This is a genomic window from Xanthomonas sp. WHRI 8932A (assembly GCF_035012785.1).
In the GTDB taxonomy this organism is placed as follows: Bacteria; Pseudomonadota; Gammaproteobacteria; order Xanthomonadales; family Xanthomonadaceae; genus Xanthomonas.
On record NZ_JAYGQQ010000005.1, the window covers coordinates 322,202 to 340,686 of the forward strand.

Here is an 18,485-nt window from a genome sequence, read left to right on the forward strand (position 1 = left end):
CGCGCGCGATGGCCCCGACGCAGGAGCAGGGCCACGAGAGCGTGCCGACAAGCGATCGCCTCGACGGCGGACACAATCGACATCGGTGGGCGGTCCATCTGCTGGTGGCTGTCTTCCGTGCGCCGCGACCACTCCTGCACGTCGGCTAGGCCTACACTCGCGCAAATCCCGGGAGCAAGCGCATGCATAAGCAATGGTCGTGGAGCGGTGTGGGTCTGGTCGGCGTGTTGGCGTCGTTGGCATTTCCGGCGATGGCCGCGATGCAGGCCAAGCCGCTGGAATGGAAGGTCGGCAAGGACACCTATAGCGGCGTGCTGGTCTACGACGATGCCGGCGATGCCAAGCGCCCCGGCCTGGTGATGGTGCCGAACTGGCGCGGCGTCAACGACTCGGCGGTGGCCAAGGCCAAGCAATTGGCCGGCGACGATTACGTGGTGCTGGTGGCCGATGTGTACGGCAAGGGCAAGCGTCCGGCCAACGACAGCGAGGCCGGGCAACTCGCCGGCGCGTTAAAAAAGGACCCGCCGACGTTGCGCGAACGCGCGCTGAAAGCGGTCGACGTGCTCAAGGCGCAGGCCGGCAAGGCACCGCTGGATGTAACGCGCATCGGTGCGGTGGGTTTCTGCTTCGGTGGGACCACGGTGCTGGAACTGGTGCGTGCCGGTGCGCAGCTGGCCGGCGTGGTCAGCCTGCACGGCGGCATCGCCACGCCTAGCCCGGCCGCTGCCGGCTCAGCCAAAACTCCGCTGCTGGTGCTCAATGGCGCCGACGACAAGAGCGTGACCAAGGCGGACATCGCCGCGTTCGAAACCGAGATGAATGCTGCAGGCGCCGACTGGCAGTTCGTCAACTTCAGTGGCGCGGTGCATTGCTTTGCCGAAGCCGATGCCAACAGCCCGCCCGGTTGCCTGTACAACCCGCGCGCGGCCAAGCGTGCGTATCGCATGCTTGGCGACTTCTTCGACGAGCGGTTTGCGCGATAGCCGGAATTGGGGATTCGGGGTTCGGGATTTGCAAAGCGCGGTCCCGTTCTTCAACGAATCAATCCACTGACGTTTGTGCTCAGTGATTTACGCCGATCAATCGTTCGGCAATCGCATGCCGGGATGCGTAAAAGCGCGAGCAACGCTGCTTTTGCGCATCCCCAACCCCAAATTCCCACTCCCGTCCGGAGCGCTCAGCGCTTCGGATCAGTGCGTGCGTTCGACCGCGTAACGCGCCAAGCCGCGCAATGCGGCCACCGCCGGGCTGGCGGGCAGGGTGTCCAGCGCCTGTTCGGCAGCGGTGGCGTATTCGGCGGCGCGCTGCCGGCTGTAGTCCAGCCCGCCGGTGGCGTGGATGGCGGCCAGCACTTCCGGCATTGCAGCGGCATCGCCTTGTTCGACGATCTGCCGCAGACGTTGCTGCGTGGCCGCGTCCGAATGCGCCATCGCATGGATCAACGGCAGCGTGGCCTTGCCTTCGGCCAGGTCGTCGCCCAGGTTCTTGCCCAGGTCGCTGGCGTCTGCGGCGTAATCGAGCACGTCGTCGGCAATCTGGAACGCAAAACCCAGCTGCATGCCGTAGTCGTACAGGTGCTGCTGCACATCGGCATCTGCGCCCGAGGCCAACGCACCCAGGCGGGTGCCGGCGGCGAACAGCACCGCGGTCTTGCGCTCGATCACGCGCAGGTAGGCGGCTTCGTCGGTGTCGGGGTTATGCACGTGCAACAGCTGCAGCACTTCGCCTTCGGCGATACGGTTGGTGGTGTCGGCCAGGATCTGCATGACTTCCATGCGGTCCAGCTCGACCATCAACTGGAAGCTGCGCGAATACAGGAAGTCGCCCACCAGCACGCTGGGTGCATTGCCCCACAGGGCGTTGGCGGTGCTGCGACCGCGGCGCAGATCCGATTCGTCCACCACGTCGTCGTGCAGCAAGGTGGAGGTGTGGATGAATTCGATGATCGCCGCCAGCTGGTGGTGCTCCGGGCCGGAGCCGCCGGCGGCGTGGCCGGCCAGCATCACCAGCATCGGGCGCAGGCGTTTGCCGCCGGCAGAGATGATGTGATCGGCGATCTGATTGATCAGCACGACGTCCGAGGCCAGGCGGCGACGGATCAGCGCATCCACCGCGGCCATGTCGGGCGCGGCGAGGGACTGGATCTGGGGCAGGCCCAGGACGGTGGGGAGGTCTTCGGCGATGGTCATGCGCAGGCGTTCGTGATGTACGCCGATTATAGGTGCCCTGGCCGGATCCGTCCCGCCGGGCGCAACCGGCGCCTTCACATTCGCGGTGGCGTGCGGCCGGGATTGGGGCCGCAAAGGCCCGCGCGGGCTGGATTTCCGACCCCGGGCAGGGCGCTTGCCCGGCAGCCGGGCGCGGCAACCCGCCACGACCGCCAACGGGCAGGTGCGGTAACATTGCCTCACAAACATTCATCGCTGCGCGCCCCCGGCGCCAGCGCATCATCTCGGAAGCACCTATGGCCCGCGGCATCAACAAAGTCATCCTCGTCGGCAACCTCGGCAACGATCCCGACACCAAGTACACCCAGGCCGGCATGGCGATCACCCGCGTGAGCCTGGCGACCACCAGCATGCGCAAGGATCGCGAAGGCAATAACCAGGAGCGCACCGAGTGGCATCGCGTGGTGTTCTTTGGAAAGCTGGGCGAAATTGCCGGTGAGTACCTGCGCAAGGGCTCGCAGGTGTATGTCGAAGGCGAACTGCGCTACGACAAGTACACCGGTCAGGACGGCGTGGAAAAGTACAGCACCGACATCGTCGCCAACGAAATGCAGATGCTTGGCGGCCGTGGTGAAGGCGGCGGTGGCGGCGGTGGCATGGGCGGCGATCGCCCGCAGCGCACACAGGCCCCGCGTCAGCAGCAGGGCGGTGGTGGCGGTGGACAAGGTGGCGGCTACGGTGGTGGCGATGGCGGCGGCGGTCAGGACTATGCCCCGCGTCGTCAGCAGCCGGCCCAGAAGCAGTCCGCGCCGCCGATGGACGATTTTGCGGACGACGATATTCCGTTCTAAGGAATATCTTTTTAAATATGTAAACAAGGGCCCTTGGCGCATTTGCCAAGGGCCTTTTTTTGTTGTTAACGATCTCCAACAAGGTCCGACGACTCGTCTTTGATACGCACAGGATTTTCTAGACAGTTCATGGCCACGGAAAATGGCTGATTCGGAGGTTCCATGCGCCGCCCGAACTGTTCCAGGTGCAGCTGATCTCGTCACCGCTGCGGTAGTCCCCTGAGCAGTAGTCGCTGATCCTCATGGCGGCCCGGGCGTCTCTTGGGGAATCGCACCGAAAATTCCAGCAGGTCGGCTCAATTTTCGCTTCGTGGGCGGGGCAGGGTCCGCTGAGATAGGCGGGATGATCGAAGGCGAAACGCGTCGCTGAAGCGATGCTAGGCGTTAACAAGTTGCCCGCTTGCGTGCGGCGTTGTTGACATAAAAACTCCGGTCGGCATCGACTGGATGGACTGGGATCGTCTAGCAGTCCACCTCCTGCGACGTCCGACATTCCATCACCGTCATGCAGCGCCTGGTGCGACAGGCGTTTTGCTCTGCAGCATGGGTTTCGTGCACTGCGTCTTGCAAAAAAGCGATTCCCTACTTTATGGTGCAATCGATTGAATCGCGGTGAATCCTTAGCATTTGATACCGGTTGGGAGGCCGGAAAACGGATGTCTATCCAATCGAGCGGGCCGGCGCCGGCCCCGGGGTTCACGCGTCGGGATGCGCTGCGCGTTGCTGTCGCCGGGAGCGTTGGCTTCGGCGTTGCGGGCATGTTGCCTGCGTTTGCCGCGGCCGCTGCAGAGCCGCGCAAGGGCCACCTGAAGCATTCCGTGGCCCGCTGGACGTTTCCGCAGCAGTCGATCGCCCAGCTTTGCCAGACGGTGAAGGGCATTGGGTTCGCCGCCATCGATCTGGTCGGCCCGGCAGATTGGCCTACGCTGAAGGCCAATGGCGTGTACAGCTCGATGTGCAACGGCGCGGAGATGGGCCTGGACAAGGGCTTCGCGGGCAGCCAGTTCCACGACCAGCTGGTCGAGCGCTACACGCGGCACATCGATCTGGTGGCCGATGCCGGCTATCGCAACCTCATCTGTTTTTCCGGCAACCGCAACGGTATGGACCCCAAGGAAGGCATGGTCCACGCCGAAGCCGGACTCAAGCGCATCCTCGGACATGCCGAGAAGCGCGGCGTCGTGCTGGTAATGGAACTACTGAACTCCAAAGTCGATCATCCCGACTATCTGTGCGACAACTCGGCATGGGGCGTCGAGCTGTGCCGGCGCATCGGCTCGGATCATTTCGGCCTTCTGTACGACATCTATCACATGCAAATCATGGAGGGCGACATTATCGCCACCATCGGCAAGCATCACGCTTTCTTCAAGCATTACCACACCGCGGGCGTGCCTGGCCGGCACGAGATCGGAGACGATCAGGAACTCCACTATCCCGCCATCTGTCGCGCGATCCGCGATACCGGTTTCGACGGCTATCTGGCGCAGGAATTCATTCCTACGGCGCCTGATCCCGTCGGCTCGCTGCGCGAGGCAATCCGCCTCTGCGACGTCTGAAACGCTATCCACCCAGGTGAAGTAGAACCCATGGCAGACAATCACTACGACGCCATCGTCGTTGGCTCGGGAATCAGTGGCGGTTGGGCGGCGAAGGAGCTGACCGAGAAAGGCCTCAAGGTCCTGATGCTGGAACGCGGACGCAACATCGAGCACGTCAAGGACTATGTCAACGCGATGAAGGAAGTGTGGGATTTCCCGCACTACAACCGGCCGACCCAGGCGATGAAGGCCGACTATCCAGTGTTGAAGCGCGACTACGGCTTGGTCGAAAACCTGCAGGGCATGTGGGCGAACGAACAGGAATCGCCCTACACCGAGCTCAAGCGATTCGACTGGTACCGCGCCTATCACGTGGGTGGTCGCTCGCTGCTGTGGGGACGGCAGAGCTATCGCCTGTCGGACCTGGATTTCCAGGCGAATCTCAAGGACGGCATCGCAACCGATTGGCCGATCCGCTACGCCGACCTTGCGCCCTGGTACGACTACGTGGAGAAGTTCGCCGGCATCGCCGGCACGCGCGAGGGCCTGGACGTGTTGCCCGATGGCGAGTTCCTGCCGCCGATCCCGTTGAACATCGTCGAAAAGGACGTGGCCGCGCGGATCAAGAAGGCCTTCGGTGGGACCAGGCACCTGATTCACTCGCGCACCGCGAACATCACCCAGCCCATGGTCGAGCAGGGCCGCGTCAACTGTCAGTACCGCAACAAGTGCATCCTGGGCTGTCCCTTCGGTGCCTACTTCTCGACCCAGTCGGCGACGCTGCCGGCGGCCATGAAGACCGGCAACCTGACGTTGCGGCCCTTCTCGATCGTCAAGGAAGTGCTCTACGACAAGGACCGCAAGCGTGCGCGGGGCGTGGAGATCATCGATGCCGAGAGCGGACAGACCTATCAGTACACGGCCAAGGTCATTTTTCTTAACGCGTCCTCCTTCAACTCGAGCTGGCTGCTGATGAACTCGGCCACCGATGTCTGGGAAGGCGGGCTGGGTTCTTCGTCCGGCGAGCTGGGGCACAACGTGATGGACCATCATTTCGGCGCGGGTGCCTCCGGCCGGATCGAGGGCTTTGAGGACAAGTACTACTTCGGCCGTCGTCCCTGCGGTTTCTACATTCCGCGTTTCCGTAACGTCGCCGCGGACAGACGCGGCTACCTGCGCGGGTTCGGCTATCAGGGCAGCGCTAGCCGCACCGGGTGGTCGCGCGAGATCGCCGAACTGAACATCGGCGCTGACCTGAAGGACGCGCTGACCCTGCCGGGCAAATGGCGCATCGGCATGACCGGATTCGGCGAAATGCTGCCTCACCACGACAATACGATTCGCCTGGATCCGCAGCGCAAGGACAAATGGGGATTGCCGGTGCTGGCGATGGATGTGTCCCTGCGCGCGAACGAAAAGGCCATGCGCAAGGACATGGCCGCGGACGCCGCAGAGATGCTGGAGGCCGCCGGGGTCAAGGACGTGCAGATGCACGATGACGACTACGCCCCGGGCAAGGGCATCCATGAGATGGGCACTGCCCGCATGGGCCGCGACCGCAGCAACTCGGTGCTGAACCAGCACAACCAGGTCTGGGACGCGCCGAACGTCTACGTGACCGATGGCGCCTGCATGACGTCCAGCGCCTGCGTGAATCCCTCGCTGACCTACATGGCGCTGACGGCGCGGGCGGCCGATCACGCCGTGCGAGAGCTGAAAGCGGGGAACCTGTGATGGAACGTCGCGAACTGCTGAAGATGATCGTCGCCGCCACGGGCGCGGCCATGGTCGGCCTGCCTGCGCTCGTCCATGGGCAGGCGCCGGCCGCGGGGGCGAAGACGCTCTTCTCCGCCGCCGAGGTCGGCATGCTGGACGAGATCGCAGAGACCATCCTGCCGCGGACCGCAACGCCGGGGGCGAAGGACGCCGGCGCTGGCCCGTTCATGGCGCAATTCGTTACCGACTGCTATGCCGCCCGGGAGCAGGCGACATTCCGCGCCGGGTTGATCGAGATCGACAAACGCGCCGGCGGCCGATTCGTGTCGCTGGCGCCGCAGGCGCGCACCGAGCTGCTGCGTGCCTTGGATGCAGAAGCCAGGAAACATGTCGTCGAAACGACCGATACCGGCACCGCCGAAATGGCGGGAGCGATCCCGCATTACTTCACCATGATCAAGCAGCTAGCCATCTTCAGCTTCTTCACCTCGCAGGTCGCAGCGACCGAAGTGCTGCGCTACGTCGCCGTGCCGGGTCGCTACGACGGCGACATGGCCTATACCCCCGGTACGCCCGCTTGGGCGATCAACTGATGGACCGCAAGGATGTGCCGATGCGCCACTTCCCCGGGAACACGATGACCAGGCCCCTGCTGATGGTGGCCTGCCTGCTGGCCGCAGCGCCTGCGTTAGCGCAGACCAGCGGCGACCCGTCGCGCGATCCGGCCAAGACCGAGGTGTGGACGCCCGTACCTGCGATCGTGGCCACGCGCGCTGGCGGCGCGCCCTCCGATGCGATCGTGCTGTTCGATGGCAAAGATCTCTCCGCCTGGGAGTCGGAGCAGGGCGGTCGGGTACCGTGGAGCGTTGCCGACGGCGCGCTGACCGTGGTCCCGGGGAGCAAGGGCATCCGGACCAAGCAGCGCTTCTGCGACATCCAGCTGCATGTCGAGTGGCGCACGCCCACCGCGCCCCGAGGTTTCGAAGGCCAGCAGCGGGGGAACAGCGGCATCTTCCTGCAGGAACTGTATGAGCTGCAGGTGCTCGACAGCGACAACAACCCGACCTATGCCAACGGCCAGGCCGGCGCGATCTACAAGCAGGCCATTCCGCTGGTGAACGCATCGCGTGCGCCGGGCGAGTGGCAGGCCTACGACATCATCTGGAAGGCGCCCCGCTTCTCGCCGGGGGGCGGGCTCACCTCAGCGGCCCGCATCACCGTCCTCCATAACGGCGTGCTGGTGCAGAACGACACCGTCCTGTCGGGCAAGACCGAGTACATCGGCGCCCCGTCGTACTCGCCCCACGCGTGCGCGCCGATCTTTCTGCAGGAGCACGATTCCAAGGTCAGCTACCGCAATATCTGGGTGCGCGAGCTGTAACGCCGGAACACCGGCGCGCAGTTGGCGCCGGTCGCTGAGAGCGGCTAACAATACATAGCAAGCAGTCGTCAGGTGGGCGTGGGCGGCGCGGAGCAACCGCAGCGTACGAGTGGTACATGCCGCACCGAGCACCGGCCGCGCCCGCCTCGCGGCTGCGCAGTCGTTTTGTGAGTTGCTCTTATTGCGCCAGGAAGCTGGCGATATCGTCGACTTCCTGTTGCGACAGCTGCGAAAAGGGCGGCATCAACCCGCCGCCCTTGCTGATTTTTTCCTTGATCTGCGCGGGCGGCAGCCGCTTGCCCACGTCGGTAAGCGCGGGGAACGTAGGCGGGACGCCCGCGCGATTGGCCCCATGGCAGGCCGTGCAGTGCGTTGCGTAGAGCTGCGCACCGGCCGTCGGGTCGTCCTTGCACCACGCCGTGGTCGCAAGCGTCGCTCCCAGCAGAGCCACGGCGATTGTCAGGATCGTTTTCAAGCGAGGCTCCTTAGCGCGCTAGCGATGCGCGCCGGCGGGCAGGTGTTCACGCAGGTAGTCAGCACCGGTCTGGATGACCGTGGCCGGATCGCGCGGACGGTCGTGCTCGATGATGTACCAGCGCACGCCGGCATCCGCTGCGGCAGGCAGGATTGCGTTCCAGTCCAGCACGCCCTGGCCGACGGAGGCAAAGCCGCCCTCGTCCTCGGCCTGGCCTTTCGGGGCATTGTCCTTGGCATGTACCGCGAACATGCGGCTCTTGAACTTGCCCAGCATCACCGCCGGGTCGTAGCCTGCGCGCGCAACCCAGGCCAGGTCCAACTCGGTCTTGAGATCGGGGCCCGCCGCTGCAAACAGCAGTTCTAGCCCGGTCTTGCCATTGAAGTCGACCAGTTCGAAGTCGTGGTTGTGGTAGGCCAGGTGCATGCCCTTGGCACGTAGCCGCTTCGCGATTTGGCCTAGTTCCTGGCCCAATGCGGTCCAGCCTGCGGCATCGGTCGGCCGATCCTTCTCTTCCAGGTAAGGCACCACCAGTGTCGTGTTGCCGATCGACCGGTTGAAGGCCACCACGGCGTCCAGGTTCTTGCGCAGTTCGGCCAGTTGCACGTGCGACGAGATCGCCTTGATCGAATACTTGTCGAGCAGCTGCTTGAGTTCCGCAGCGCTGACGTTGTGCATGCCGACCGTTTCCACCGCGCCCACGCCCGCGTCATGGACGATCTTCAACTGTTGGTCGAGCGAGCCGGCGTTGCGCAGCGTGTACATCTGCACCGCGATGGGTTTTTGCGGGCCGGCGGCGTCGCGCGCGAAGGCGGGCAGGGCGACGAGGAGCAGCAGTGCGAGTGTCGCGGTCCTGCATAGGGCTGTACGCATGAAGAAGTCCTCCCGGGATTCAATCGATGGCCGTCCAGGCGCGCGTCCTGGCCGATGTGATGACGCGATCGACGATCAACGCCGAGCGCACTCCGTCTTCGAAGGTAGGCAGGCCTTCCGGCCGCTCGCCTTCGATGGCGCGATAGGTGTCGGCGACAAACGCCTCGAAGCAATTGCCATAGCCTTGCGCATGCCCGGCCGGCAACGTCGACAGCCGGCGTTGTTCGGCACTGCCGGCACCCGGCCCGCGCACGAAGATTTCCTCGCGCTGGTCGGGCAGGCCGATCCACAGCCGTTCGGCGTCCTCCTGGTTGAACGCCACGCTTGCCCTTGCGCCATCGATCTCGAACCAGAGACGATTGCGGCGTCCGGCCGAGACCTGGCTGACCGTCAATGACGCCAGCGTGCCCGCGCCGGTTCTGAACATCGCTGCGGCCACATCCTCGCTCGCGACCGCCTGCACCGCGCCGCCCGCCGTCGGCGTGCTGAAGCTCTGGCCGGTGAGGGCGCCGCGCTCGGCGATGACAGTCGCGAAGGCAGCGCTGACCTCGACAAAACGCTCGCCGCCGACCCATTCCACCAGGTCGCACCAGTGCGAGCCGATGTCGGCGAACACGCGCGATGCGCCGCCCAGCGCCGGGTCCACGCGCCAGTTGTTGCTGGCAGGGTCCAATAGCCAGTCCTGCAGATAGCTGCCGTGGATCAGGCGCAGCGGCCCAAGCTCGCCCTGCGCGATGCGCGCGCGCGCCTCGCGGATCACCGGGTGATAGCGGTAGACGAAGGGGACCGTGGCAACCAGCCCGGTCGAGGCGGCCAGTGCAACCAATGCTTGGGCGTCTTGCAACGTGGTGGCCAGGGGTTTTTCGCAGATCACGTGCTTGCCGGCTTGCAGCGCCGCCTGCGCCATGGCGCGGTGCAGATGGTTGGGTGTGCAGACGTGCACCACCTGCACCTGCGGATCGGCGACCACCTCCTCGATGTCGCGATAGGCGCGCGGCACACCCCATGACTGCGCCACGTCGCGTGCGCGTTGCGGGGAAGAGGCGGCGATGCCGCGGACCTCGGCACCGGCCAGCAGCGCCGCGCGACGATGCACGGCGCCGATCATGCCGGTGCCGACGATGGCGATTCCAAGCTTGCTCATCGGGTGGGGATCTCAGGGCGTGGAGGGCGTGGCCGCGACGACCGGGCGGTCGCGGAAGAGCAACAGGAAGGCGATCAACACGACCAGCGCCACGCCTGCCGGGAACAGCCAGATCTGCTGCCAGTCCGGGCCCGCCGCCGTGGTGTAGTGCTCCACGACCGCGCCGGACAGGAACGTGCCGATCAACATGCCCACGCCGTACGTGGCCAGGGTGATGAACCCCTGCGCGCTGCTGCGCGCGGCGGGGCCGGCATACGCATCGGTGTAGATCTGGCCGGTGACGAAGAAGAAGTCGTAGCAGATGCCGTGCAGCAGGATGCCGATCACCAGCAAGGAGAAACCGCCGCCCGCATCGCCAAAGGCGAACATTACGTAGCGCAGCACCCACGCCGCCATGCCCAGCGCCAGCATCGTCTTGACCCCCAACCGCACAAACAGGAACGGCATGGCCAGCATCAACAGCACTTCGGACACCTGCCCCAGCGATTGCAGTCCAGCCGCGCCACGCACGCCCAGATCGTTGAGATACGGGTTGGTGAAGTTGTAGTAGAACGCCAGCGGGATGCAGATGGCGATGGATGCCAGGAAGAACACCAAATAGGAGCGCGACTTCAGAAGCCGCAGCGAGTCCAGTCCCAGCATCTGTCCCAGCCCGGCGTCGCGCTGTTGCGCCAGCGGCGGCGTATGCGGCAGGGTGAAGGCATACAGGCCCAGGGCCAGCGATGCCATCGCCGCCATCCGGAACGTCAGTTCGAGCCGGTGCGCCTGTTCCCAGCCCAGCCAGCCGATCATCACGCCCGCCACGATCCAGCCGACGCTGCCGGCTACCCGCACTGGCGGGAACTGTTTTTCAGGCGATTGCATGTGCCGCATCGCCACGCTGTTGGCCAGTGCCAGCGTCGGCATGAACAGCAGCATGTACCCCATGACGCAGGCGGAGAACATGCCGAAGCTCGTCGCCGTGGATGCCAGCCACATGAGCGCCGCACCTGCCAGGTGCAGCACCGCGAGGATGCGCTGCGCCGCGAAGTAGCGATCTGCGACCAAGCCGACCAGGAAGGGCGCCAAGATGGCGCCGATGGACTGGCTGAGGAATGCGGTCGCCACCTGGCTCGCGCTGGCCTTGAGGGGGCCCTGCACCAGGTACGTGCCCAGGGTCACGAACCACGCTCCCCAGATGAAGAACTGCAGAAACATCATCGCGCCCAAGCGCGACATGGTGTGCCTCATGGCTTGCCCTCCCAGGCGGTATTGGCTTAGAGCGTGTTATGTACTTTGAGGTGAGTGCGAAGCGTCCTGTGGTGCGTCGAGACGCATAACACGCTCTATGTCCCCAGCATGCGGCGCAGCGATTCCGGATCGGCGCCGCTGTCGGCAAAGTCGTCGAACGCGCGTTCGGTCACGCGGATGATGTGGTCGCGGATAAACGCCGCACCCTCGCGTGCGCCGTCTTCCGGATGCTTCAGGCAACACTCCCACTCCAGCACCGCCCAGCCCGGGAAATCGTATTGCGCGAACTTCGAGAAGATCGCCTTGAAGTCGATCTGACCGTCGCCGAGCGAACGGAACCGCCCCGGACGATCGATCCAGTCCTGGTAGCCGCCGTACACGCCGCTATGCGCACTGGCGCGATACTCCGCGTCCTTGACATGGAAGATGCCGATACGCGCGTGATACCGGTCGATGAAGCCCAGGTAGTCCATCTGCTGCAGCAGCAAGTGGCTGGGGTCGTACAGGATCTTGGCGCGTGGGTGATGGTCTACGACATCGAGGAAGCGTTCGAAGGTCGCGCCGTCGTGCAGGTCCTCGCCCGGGTGGATCTCGAAGCACAGGTCCACGCCGCAGGCGTCGAAGGCATCCAGAATGGGGCGCCAGCGGCGGCCGAGTTCGGCGAAGGCTTCTTCCACCAGCCCGGGCGGCCGCTGCGGCCAGGGGTAGAAGTAAGGCCAGGCCAGCGCGCCGGAGAACGTGGCATGCGCTGTCAGCCCCAGGCGCTGGCTGGCCTTGGCCGCCAACAGCAATTGTTCAACCGCCCAGGCCTGGCGGGCGGCGGGGTTGCCGCGCTTGTCCGACGGTGCGAATCCGTCGAACAGCTGATCGTATGCGGGGTGGACGGCGACCAGCTGCCCCTGCAAGTGGGTCGACAACTCGGTGACTTGCAACCCGTGCCCGGCCAGCATGCCGGCGACGTCGTCGCAGTACGCCTGGCTCTGCGCGGCCTGGGCCAGATCGAACAGGTGCGGCGCGCTGGTCGGCACTTGTACGCCAGAATACCCCAGGCCCGCAGCCCAACCGGCCAGTGTGTCCAAGCGATTGAAGGGAGGTGTGTCGGCGATGAACTGTGCCAGGAATAGCGCCGGACCCTTGAGCGTCTTCAACGTAATTCGCCCTCATGCAATCGATTGAATCATCCTAGCATGGGCCTTCCGCAAGACCCGTTGTGCACTGCACAGCAGAAAGAAGAATCAAGGTCATGGCTACAACCATCTACGACATCGCAAAGCACGTTGGCGTCACCGCCGGTACGGTGTCGCGGGCGCTTTCCCGGCCGGAAAAAGTCCTGCCCGCCACGCGCACGCGCATCGAGCAGGCCGCCGCGGCGCTGGGCTATGTCCCCAACACAGTGGCCAGGACGCTCAAGACCCAGCGCAGCGGCAAGCTCCTGGTCACCGTCCCGGACATCGCCAATCCATTCTTCGCCCAGATCCTGCAGGGCGCGGAGGACGCGGCGCAGGCCGTCGGCTACGCCGTCCTGCTGGGTGATACCCAGCACCAGCCCGATCGCGAGGAGCGCTACGCGCAGATGCTTCTCCGTAACGAGGCAGACGGCCTGATCGTGCTGGGGCACGGCCTCCCGCCGACGGCGCGTGAGATCGTCAAGCAGCTAGGCGCCGCCGCGCCGGTGGTCAACGGATGCGAGTTCGACCCGGCGCTTGGTATCCCCAGCGTCCACATCGACAACGCGGCCGCCGCGCGCGCCATGATGGAACACCTGTATGGACTGGGGCACGAGCGGGTCGCCGTGGTGGGCGGCCCGCCCGACAATCCGCTGCACCAGCAACGCCTGGAAGGGGCCCGGGCCTCCGGCAAGGCACGCGGCCGTCTGCGCAAACTGACCGTCGTACCGGGCGACTTCTCCGTAGAATCCGGCCATGCGGCTGCGATGGCGCTATTGGCTCGTGCGCCTGCGCCGACCGCGATCTTCTGCTTCAGCGATCAAATGGCGCTGGGCGCCCTGGCCGCCTGCCGGGACCTGGGTATCCGCGTGCCGGACGACCTGTCCATTGTCGGCTTCGACGACCTGGCGTCGTCGAGTTACCTCACGCCGCCATTGACGACCATCCGGCAACCCATGCGAGAGATCGGTGTCCGCGCGGTCAACCTGCTGCTCGCCATCATCGAAAGGGTGGACGTGCCGCTGCAGCAGACGCTGGATTTCAGCCTGATGCTGCGTGGATCCACGGGTGCGCCGAGGGCGAGGTGACTGCAGGGTCAGTCAGTGGAGTGAGGCCGGGCAACGCGGCAGAGCCGGAGTCTGGATCACGCCGACGTACGATCCCGCCCGCTCTGCTTGGCGCGATACAGCGCCGAATCGGCGTCATGCACGATGGCGTCGGGGGTCAGCGGTGCTTCGCCGGGTTCGAAGGTGGCAGCGCCGACGCTAACGGTGACGTGCGCACTGGTTGGGCTCGGCAGATGCATCAGGCCGAGTTCGGCCACCGCGCTGCGCACGGCATCGGCCTGGCGCAGCGCACCGGCGGCATCGGTATGCGGCAGGATCATGCCGAACTCTTCGCCGCCATACCGCGCAGCCACGTCGCTGCTGCGCCGCGAGCAGCCGGCGATGGCGCCGGCAATCAGGCGCAGGCAGGCGTCGCCATTCACATGGCCATAGGTGTCGTTGTAGAGCTTGAAGTGATCGACATCGATCATCAGCACCGATAACGGCGATTGCAGGCGTACCGCCTCCTGCAAGGCCTGCGACAACCGATAGTCGAACGCACGTCGGTTGGCGACGCCGGTCAATGCATCCACCCAGGCCTCGGAACTGAGTTTGGCTTCGTTGCGATGCATGCGGCGCAGCTGCAGGTCCAGCCAGATGCCCACGCCCAGCAGCAGGGCGCAGCCAAGCGTGGCGATCACGATGCGCTGGCCCGCGGCATGCCGCCAATTGGCCAGCGCATCGTCTACCGACACGCCGGTCAGCACGCTCAGCGGATACGGCCGTGCCGGGGCGAAGCTGGAGATGCGCTCCACGCCATCGATCGGCGAGCGATAGGTCGCCGTGCCATGTCGGCGCGCGCGCATGTTGACGTAGATCGAGGTGCCGGCAATCGAGCTGCCGATGACGCCCTGCTTGTCGGGCCGGCGTAACAGCACGATGCCATCGTCGTTGATCATGCCGATGGTGCCGTGCGGGCCGACGTCGAAGGTGCTGTAGTGCTGCTGGAAATACTTCAGCTGCAGCGTCACCAGCACCACCCCGGCAAAGTCGCCGTCCGGGCCGTTGAGCCGGCGGCTCAGTGTCAGCACCCAGCTGCCATCGGAGCGGCTTTTGACCGGTGCGCCGACCAGCGACAACGCATCGCGATGGTCGCGGTGATACTTGAAGTAGGCGCGGTCGGCGTTGTTATGCGTCTTGGGTGTGCTATCCAGCGACGAGCTGACCCAGCTGCCATCTGCCGCGTAGATAAAGATGCCATGCAGGCGGTCCGAACGCCTTGCCTCACGCACCAGAAATTCGTGCATTGCTGCGCGCACGCTGGTATTTCCCTGGTCGTGCTCGACGCGCGCGACCAGCCCGGACAGCACCGCGTCGGCGATCGACATGGTGTCGCTGGCATGCTGCGCCAGCGAGTTAGCCAGGTTCAACGACTGCGCTTCGGCAACGCGCAGCGCGGATGCACGTTCTTCATGGATGGACCAGTACTCCGAACCGAGCAGTAGCATGCACGCCATGGTCAGCACGAAGTGCAACGCAATGCGTTGTGCACGTTGCCGCCGCCGCTTGGTGGGTGATGTCACTGTGGCTACCTGTCCAGACACCTGGGCGATGCAACCGGTGTGCCAGCCTACGCGTCGCTGCGGTCGCTACCGCGTGCAAACGCGGTGGCGCAATGCGATTCTGTGATTTGCAGCGCATTGGAGCGCGGCAAACCGGTACGCGGCAATGCGGCGCAGCACGCAGATCCCGTTGGCGGTTCTGATATCGCGCCAGCGGCAGCGAGTCACCGACAGGCAACATGCTGCAGCCTTTTCAAGCCAGCTCGACTGCATTCGCATCACGATACGCGTGCTATCCCTGGGTTCGAATCATCATCTGAGGAGATCCCCCATGCGCGCCATTCGTCTCTCGCATCCCGCCGGTCTGAACGCACTAAAGTCGGTCGAATTGCCCGATCCGGGCCAGCCCGCACGCGGGCAGATCCGTGTGCGTCTGCATGCAAGCTCGCTTAATTTCCATGATCTGGGCGTTGTGCTCGGTCAGATGCCGACGGCCGATGGACGCATCCCGATGTCCGACGGCGCCGGCGTGATCGAAGCGATCGGCCCGGAGGTCGAAGAGTTCGCCGTCGGCGACCACGTGGTGTCCACCTTTTTCCCGCAATGGCTGGATGGCGAGCCGCTGCACGCCGGTTTTGCGACCACGCCAGGCGATGGCGTCGATGGGTATGCACGCACGGCGGTTGTGGCCGCTGCGCAGGCATTTACCCATGCGCCGGTCGGTTACAGCCACGCAGAGGCGGCCACCTTGACCACCGCTGGCGTCACCGCCTGGCGGGCGCTGGTTGTCAACGGCGGCCTAAAAGCGGGCGATACCGTGCTGGTGCTGGGCACCGGCGGCGTGTCGATCTTTGCGCTGCAGTTCGCCAAGGCGATGGGCGCGAGCGTGATCGCCACGTCTTCGTCCGACGAGAAGCTGGAAAAGGTCCGCACGCTCGGTGCCGATCACGTCATCAACTATCGGCAGCACGCCGAGTGGTCGCGGCAGGTGCTGGAGATCACCGACGGACGCGGTGTGGATCATGTGGTCGAGGTCGGTGGACCCGGCACGCTGGCGCAATCGATCCGTTCCGCGCGTGTGGGCGGGCACATCGCCTTGATCGGCGTGTTGACCGGTGCGGCTGGCCCGGTGCCGACCGCCGAGATGATGGGGCGTCAGCAGCGTCTGCAAGGTTTGGTTGTCGGCAGTCGCCGGCATCAGCAAGCGCTGGTGCGCGCATTGGACGGGCTGCCGCTGCGCCCGGTCATCGACCGCAGCTATGCGCTGACCGAGATCGGCGAGGCGTTTGCATTGCAGAAGGCCGGCGGGCATCTGGGCAAGATCGTGCTGGAGTTTTAAGAGTGGATTCCTGCGCGCTGGCTGCAACGCCGACGCCAGCGCGCCCAGGCAAGCATGTTTTCATGCGTTGCAGCATCAGCGCCCGCAACGGGTCTGCTGATGTCGGACACGGTTTCATAACGGTGGGGTGGTGGTGCGCGTCGCGGTCGGCAGGTGATCACGCGCGCAGCGGATGATGCAGGAATCGGTTGTATCGCTGCGGCGCTCTCCAATCACGCCGCACAGTGATGAGCACGTTTCATAGACGCATGCCAGCTTCAACGCCAATGCATGGGCAGGCGACAACTAGAATCGGGCAACGACCGATTGCATCGCTCCCAAGTGCCGCACTCACGCGCTTGTGACCGACGGCCCTGCACATTGATAAAGAACTGTATTAGCCAGCATTGTTGGAGATGCCAGCCATGAGAAACATCAAGATGACCCGTCGCGAAGTACTGATCGCTGGCACGGCATCGGCAGCCGGTGTTGCCGCAACCCAATCGATGGCTGCCACTGCCGTGTCGCAACGTCAGGCAGTGGAGCCTGCCAACGCGTCCAGCCAGGTTGCCTTTGAAGTCAATGGCAAGCCGGTGACGCTGACACTGGATAACCGCACCACCTTGCTGGACGCATTGCGCGAGCACCTGCAGTTGACCGGCACCAAAAAGGGTTGCGATCACGGCCAGTGCGGCGCGTGTACGGTCATCGTCGACGGCCAGCGCATGAATTCCTGCCTGTCGCTGGCGGTGATGCATCAGGGCGCAAAGGTCACCACCATCGAGGGCCTGGGCACACCGGACAAACTGCATCCGATGCAGGCGGCCTTCGTCAAACACGATGGCTATCAGTGCGGCTATTGCACGCCGGGGCAGATCTGTTCGGCAGTGGCCGTGCTGGATGAAGTCAAACGCGGCATTCCCAGCCATGTGACCGAGGACCTGACGGCCAAGACCCGGCTCACTACGCCGGAACTGCAGGAGCGCATGAGCGGCAATATCTGCCGCTGCGGTGCGTATTCCAACATCGTCGAAGCGATCAACGAAGTTGCCGGAGAGCGCGCATGAAGGCTTTCAGTTACGAGCGCGCTACCTCGGCGGCAGATGCCGCGGCCAAAGCCGCGCGCCAGCCGGGCGCCAAGTTCATCGCCGGCGGCACCAATCTGCTCGATCTGATGAAGTTGCAGATCGAAACGCCATCGCATCTGATCGACGTCAATGGCTTAAGCCTGGACACCATCGACGCAACGCCGGACGGCGGTTTGCGCATCGGCGCGCTGGTGCGCAATACCGATCTTGCGGCCGATGCGCGTGTTCGTCGCGATTACGCGGTGCTGTCGCGCGCGCTGCTGGCAGGTGCGTCCGGCCAGCTGCGCAATCGCGCGACCACGGCGGGCAATCTGTTGCAGCGCACGCGTTGCCCGTATTTTTACGACACCAATCAGCCGTGCAACAAGCGTCTGCCTGGTAGTGGCTGCGCGGCGATCGGCGGCTTCAACCGTCAGCTAGCCGTCATCGGCACCAGCGAAGCCTGCATCGCCACCCATCCCAGCGATATGGCTATCGCCATGCGTGTGCTCGATGCCACGGTGGAAACGGTGCGCCCGGATGGACAGACGCGCGCGCTGCCGTTGGCCGACTTCTATCGCGCGCCAGGTACGACGCCGCATCTGGAGACCGCGCTGGAACGTGGCGAGCTGATCACCGCCGTCACCTTGCCCAAGCCGCTGGGCGGAACGCATGTCTATCGCAAGGTGCGCGACCGTGCGTCTTACGCGTTTGCCTTGGTCTCGGTTGCCGCTGTCGTGCAGCGCGACGGCACCGCGCGCATCGGCGTCGGTGGCGTGGCGCACAAGCCGTGGCGCAGCGAAGCTGCCGAAGCGCAGTCGCGCCAGGGCGCACGCGCCATCGCTTCTGTGCTGCTGGACGGCGCACAGCCCACCGAACACAACGCATTCAAAGTGCCGCTGGTGGAACGCACGTTGACCGCGATCCTGGCCGACGCGAGGGCCTGA

At 64.9% G+C, this 18,485-nt stretch carries 17 protein-coding genes and 1 other RNA gene; 10 read left to right on the forward strand and 8 right to left on the reverse strand.

The window, feature by feature from the left end; all coding sequences use genetic code 11:
• The first annotated feature begins 182 nt into the window (after window positions 1-182).
• Window positions 183-983: a dienelactone hydrolase family protein gene (locus tag VC212_RS10515; RefSeq protein WP_323515230.1), complete on the forward strand. Its 801-nt coding sequence runs from the start codon at window positions 183-185 to the stop codon at window positions 981-983.
• Between the two features lie 207 nt (window positions 984-1,190).
• Here VC212_RS10515 and VC212_RS10520 read toward each other — a convergent pair whose 3' ends face one another.
• Window positions 1,191-2,189 (reverse strand): polyprenyl synthetase family protein, encoded by a 999-nt coding sequence (locus VC212_RS10520; protein WP_055849723.1) that lies wholly within the window; start codon window positions 2,187-2,189, stop codon window positions 1,191-1,193.
• Window positions 2,190-2,464: 275 nt separating this feature from the next.
• Between VC212_RS10520 and VC212_RS10525 the strand changes: the two genes are divergently transcribed.
• The 5 genes from VC212_RS10525 (at window position 2,465) to VC212_RS10545 (ending at window position 7,657) form a co-directional block, all read left to right on the forward strand.
• Window positions 2,465-3,019, forward strand: coding sequence for a single-stranded DNA-binding protein (locus VC212_RS10525; RefSeq protein ID WP_055849727.1), 555 nt, complete (start codon window positions 2,465-2,467; stop codon window positions 3,017-3,019).
• 656 nt (window positions 3,020-3,675) lie between these two features.
• Window positions 3,676-4,578: a TIM barrel protein gene (locus VC212_RS10530; protein WP_323515228.1), complete on the forward strand. Its 903-nt coding sequence runs from the start codon at window positions 3,676-3,678 to the stop codon at window positions 4,576-4,578.
• Between the two features lie 30 nt (window positions 4,579-4,608).
• On the forward strand, window positions 4,609-6,294 hold the full coding sequence (locus VC212_RS10535) for a GMC family oxidoreductase (protein ID WP_115554238.1): 1,686 nt from the start codon (window positions 4,609-4,611) through the stop codon (window positions 6,292-6,294).
• Window positions 6,294-6,869 carry a gluconate 2-dehydrogenase subunit 3 family protein gene (locus VC212_RS10540; RefSeq protein ID WP_115554237.1) on the forward strand — a complete coding sequence of 192 codons (576 nt, stop codon included), beginning with the start codon at window positions 6,294-6,296 and terminating at the stop codon, window positions 6,867-6,869. Before VC212_RS10535 ends, VC212_RS10540 begins: the two co-directional genes overlap by 1 nt.
• 44 nt (window positions 6,870-6,913) lie before the next feature.
• Window positions 6,914-7,657, forward strand: a complete 744-nt coding sequence (locus VC212_RS10545; RefSeq protein WP_323515227.1) for a DUF1080 domain-containing protein — start codon at window positions 6,914-6,916, stop codon at window positions 7,655-7,657.
• Between the two features lie 42 nt (window positions 7,658-7,699).
• Here the strand turns inward: VC212_RS10545 and VC212_RS10550 are convergent.
• The 6 genes from VC212_RS10550 to VC212_RS10575 form a co-directional block, all read right to left on the reverse strand.
• Window positions 7,700-7,775, reverse strand: a non-coding RNA gene (locus VC212_RS10550) — sX9 sRNA.
• Between the two features lie 60 nt (window positions 7,776-7,835).
• A complete protein-coding gene (locus tag VC212_RS10555; protein WP_193552602.1) occupies window positions 7,836-8,132 on the reverse strand; it encodes a cytochrome c in 297 nt (98 codons plus the stop codon).
• 18 nt (window positions 8,133-8,150) lie between these two features.
• Complete coding sequence (locus tag VC212_RS10560) at window positions 8,151-9,005, reverse strand: sugar phosphate isomerase/epimerase (RefSeq protein ID WP_323515226.1); 855 nt, start codon at window positions 9,003-9,005, stop codon at window positions 8,151-8,153.
• A 19-nt stretch (window positions 9,006-9,024) separates the two neighbouring features.
• Window positions 9,025-10,149: a Gfo/Idh/MocA family oxidoreductase gene (locus tag VC212_RS10565; protein WP_323515225.1), complete on the reverse strand. Its 1,125-nt coding sequence runs from the start codon at window positions 10,147-10,149 to the stop codon at window positions 9,025-9,027.
• A 12-nt stretch (window positions 10,150-10,161) separates the two neighbouring features.
• The gene (locus VC212_RS10570) at window positions 10,162-11,379 is read right to left on the reverse strand and encodes a nucleoside permease (protein WP_323515224.1); all 1,218 of its coding nucleotides are present in this window, start codon (window positions 11,377-11,379) and stop codon (window positions 10,162-10,164) included.
• A 95-nt stretch (window positions 11,380-11,474) separates the two neighbouring features.
• The gene (locus VC212_RS10575; RefSeq protein WP_323515223.1) at window positions 11,475-12,527 is read right to left on the reverse strand and encodes a sugar phosphate isomerase/epimerase family protein; all 1,053 of its coding nucleotides are present in this window, start codon (window positions 12,525-12,527) and stop codon (window positions 11,475-11,477) included.
• A gap of 95 nt (window positions 12,528-12,622) precedes the next feature.
• Between VC212_RS10575 and VC212_RS10580 the strand changes: the two genes are divergently transcribed.
• Window positions 12,623-13,633, forward strand: a complete 1,011-nt coding sequence (locus VC212_RS10580; protein ID WP_115554232.1) for a LacI family DNA-binding transcriptional regulator — start codon at window positions 12,623-12,625, stop codon at window positions 13,631-13,633.
• 56 nt (window positions 13,634-13,689) lie between these two features.
• Here the strand turns inward: VC212_RS10580 and VC212_RS10585 are convergent, their stop codons facing one another.
• Window positions 13,690-15,174 carry a sensor domain-containing diguanylate cyclase gene (locus tag VC212_RS10585; RefSeq protein WP_323515222.1) on the reverse strand — a complete coding sequence of 495 codons (1,485 nt, stop codon included), beginning with the start codon at window positions 15,172-15,174 and terminating at the stop codon, window positions 13,690-13,692.
• Between the two features lie 310 nt (window positions 15,175-15,484).
• On the opposite strand from VC212_RS10585, the gene VC212_RS10590 reads away from it, so the two are divergent.
• The 3 genes from VC212_RS10590 (at window position 15,485) to VC212_RS10600 (ending at window position 18,485) form a co-directional block, all read left to right on the forward strand.
• On the forward strand, window positions 15,485-16,492 hold the full coding sequence (locus VC212_RS10590) for an NAD(P)-dependent alcohol dehydrogenase (protein WP_323515221.1): 1,008 nt from the start codon (window positions 15,485-15,487) through the stop codon (window positions 16,490-16,492).
• Between the two features lie 395 nt (window positions 16,493-16,887).
• Window positions 16,888-17,538, forward strand: a complete 651-nt coding sequence (gene paoA / locus VC212_RS10595; RefSeq protein WP_269079387.1) for an aldehyde dehydrogenase iron-sulfur subunit PaoA — start codon at window positions 16,888-16,890, stop codon at window positions 17,536-17,538.
• Window positions 17,535-18,485, forward strand: coding sequence for a xanthine dehydrogenase family protein subunit M (locus VC212_RS10600; protein ID WP_115554228.1), 951 nt, complete (start codon window positions 17,535-17,537; stop codon window positions 18,483-18,485). Before paoA ends, VC212_RS10600 begins: the two co-directional genes overlap by 4 nt.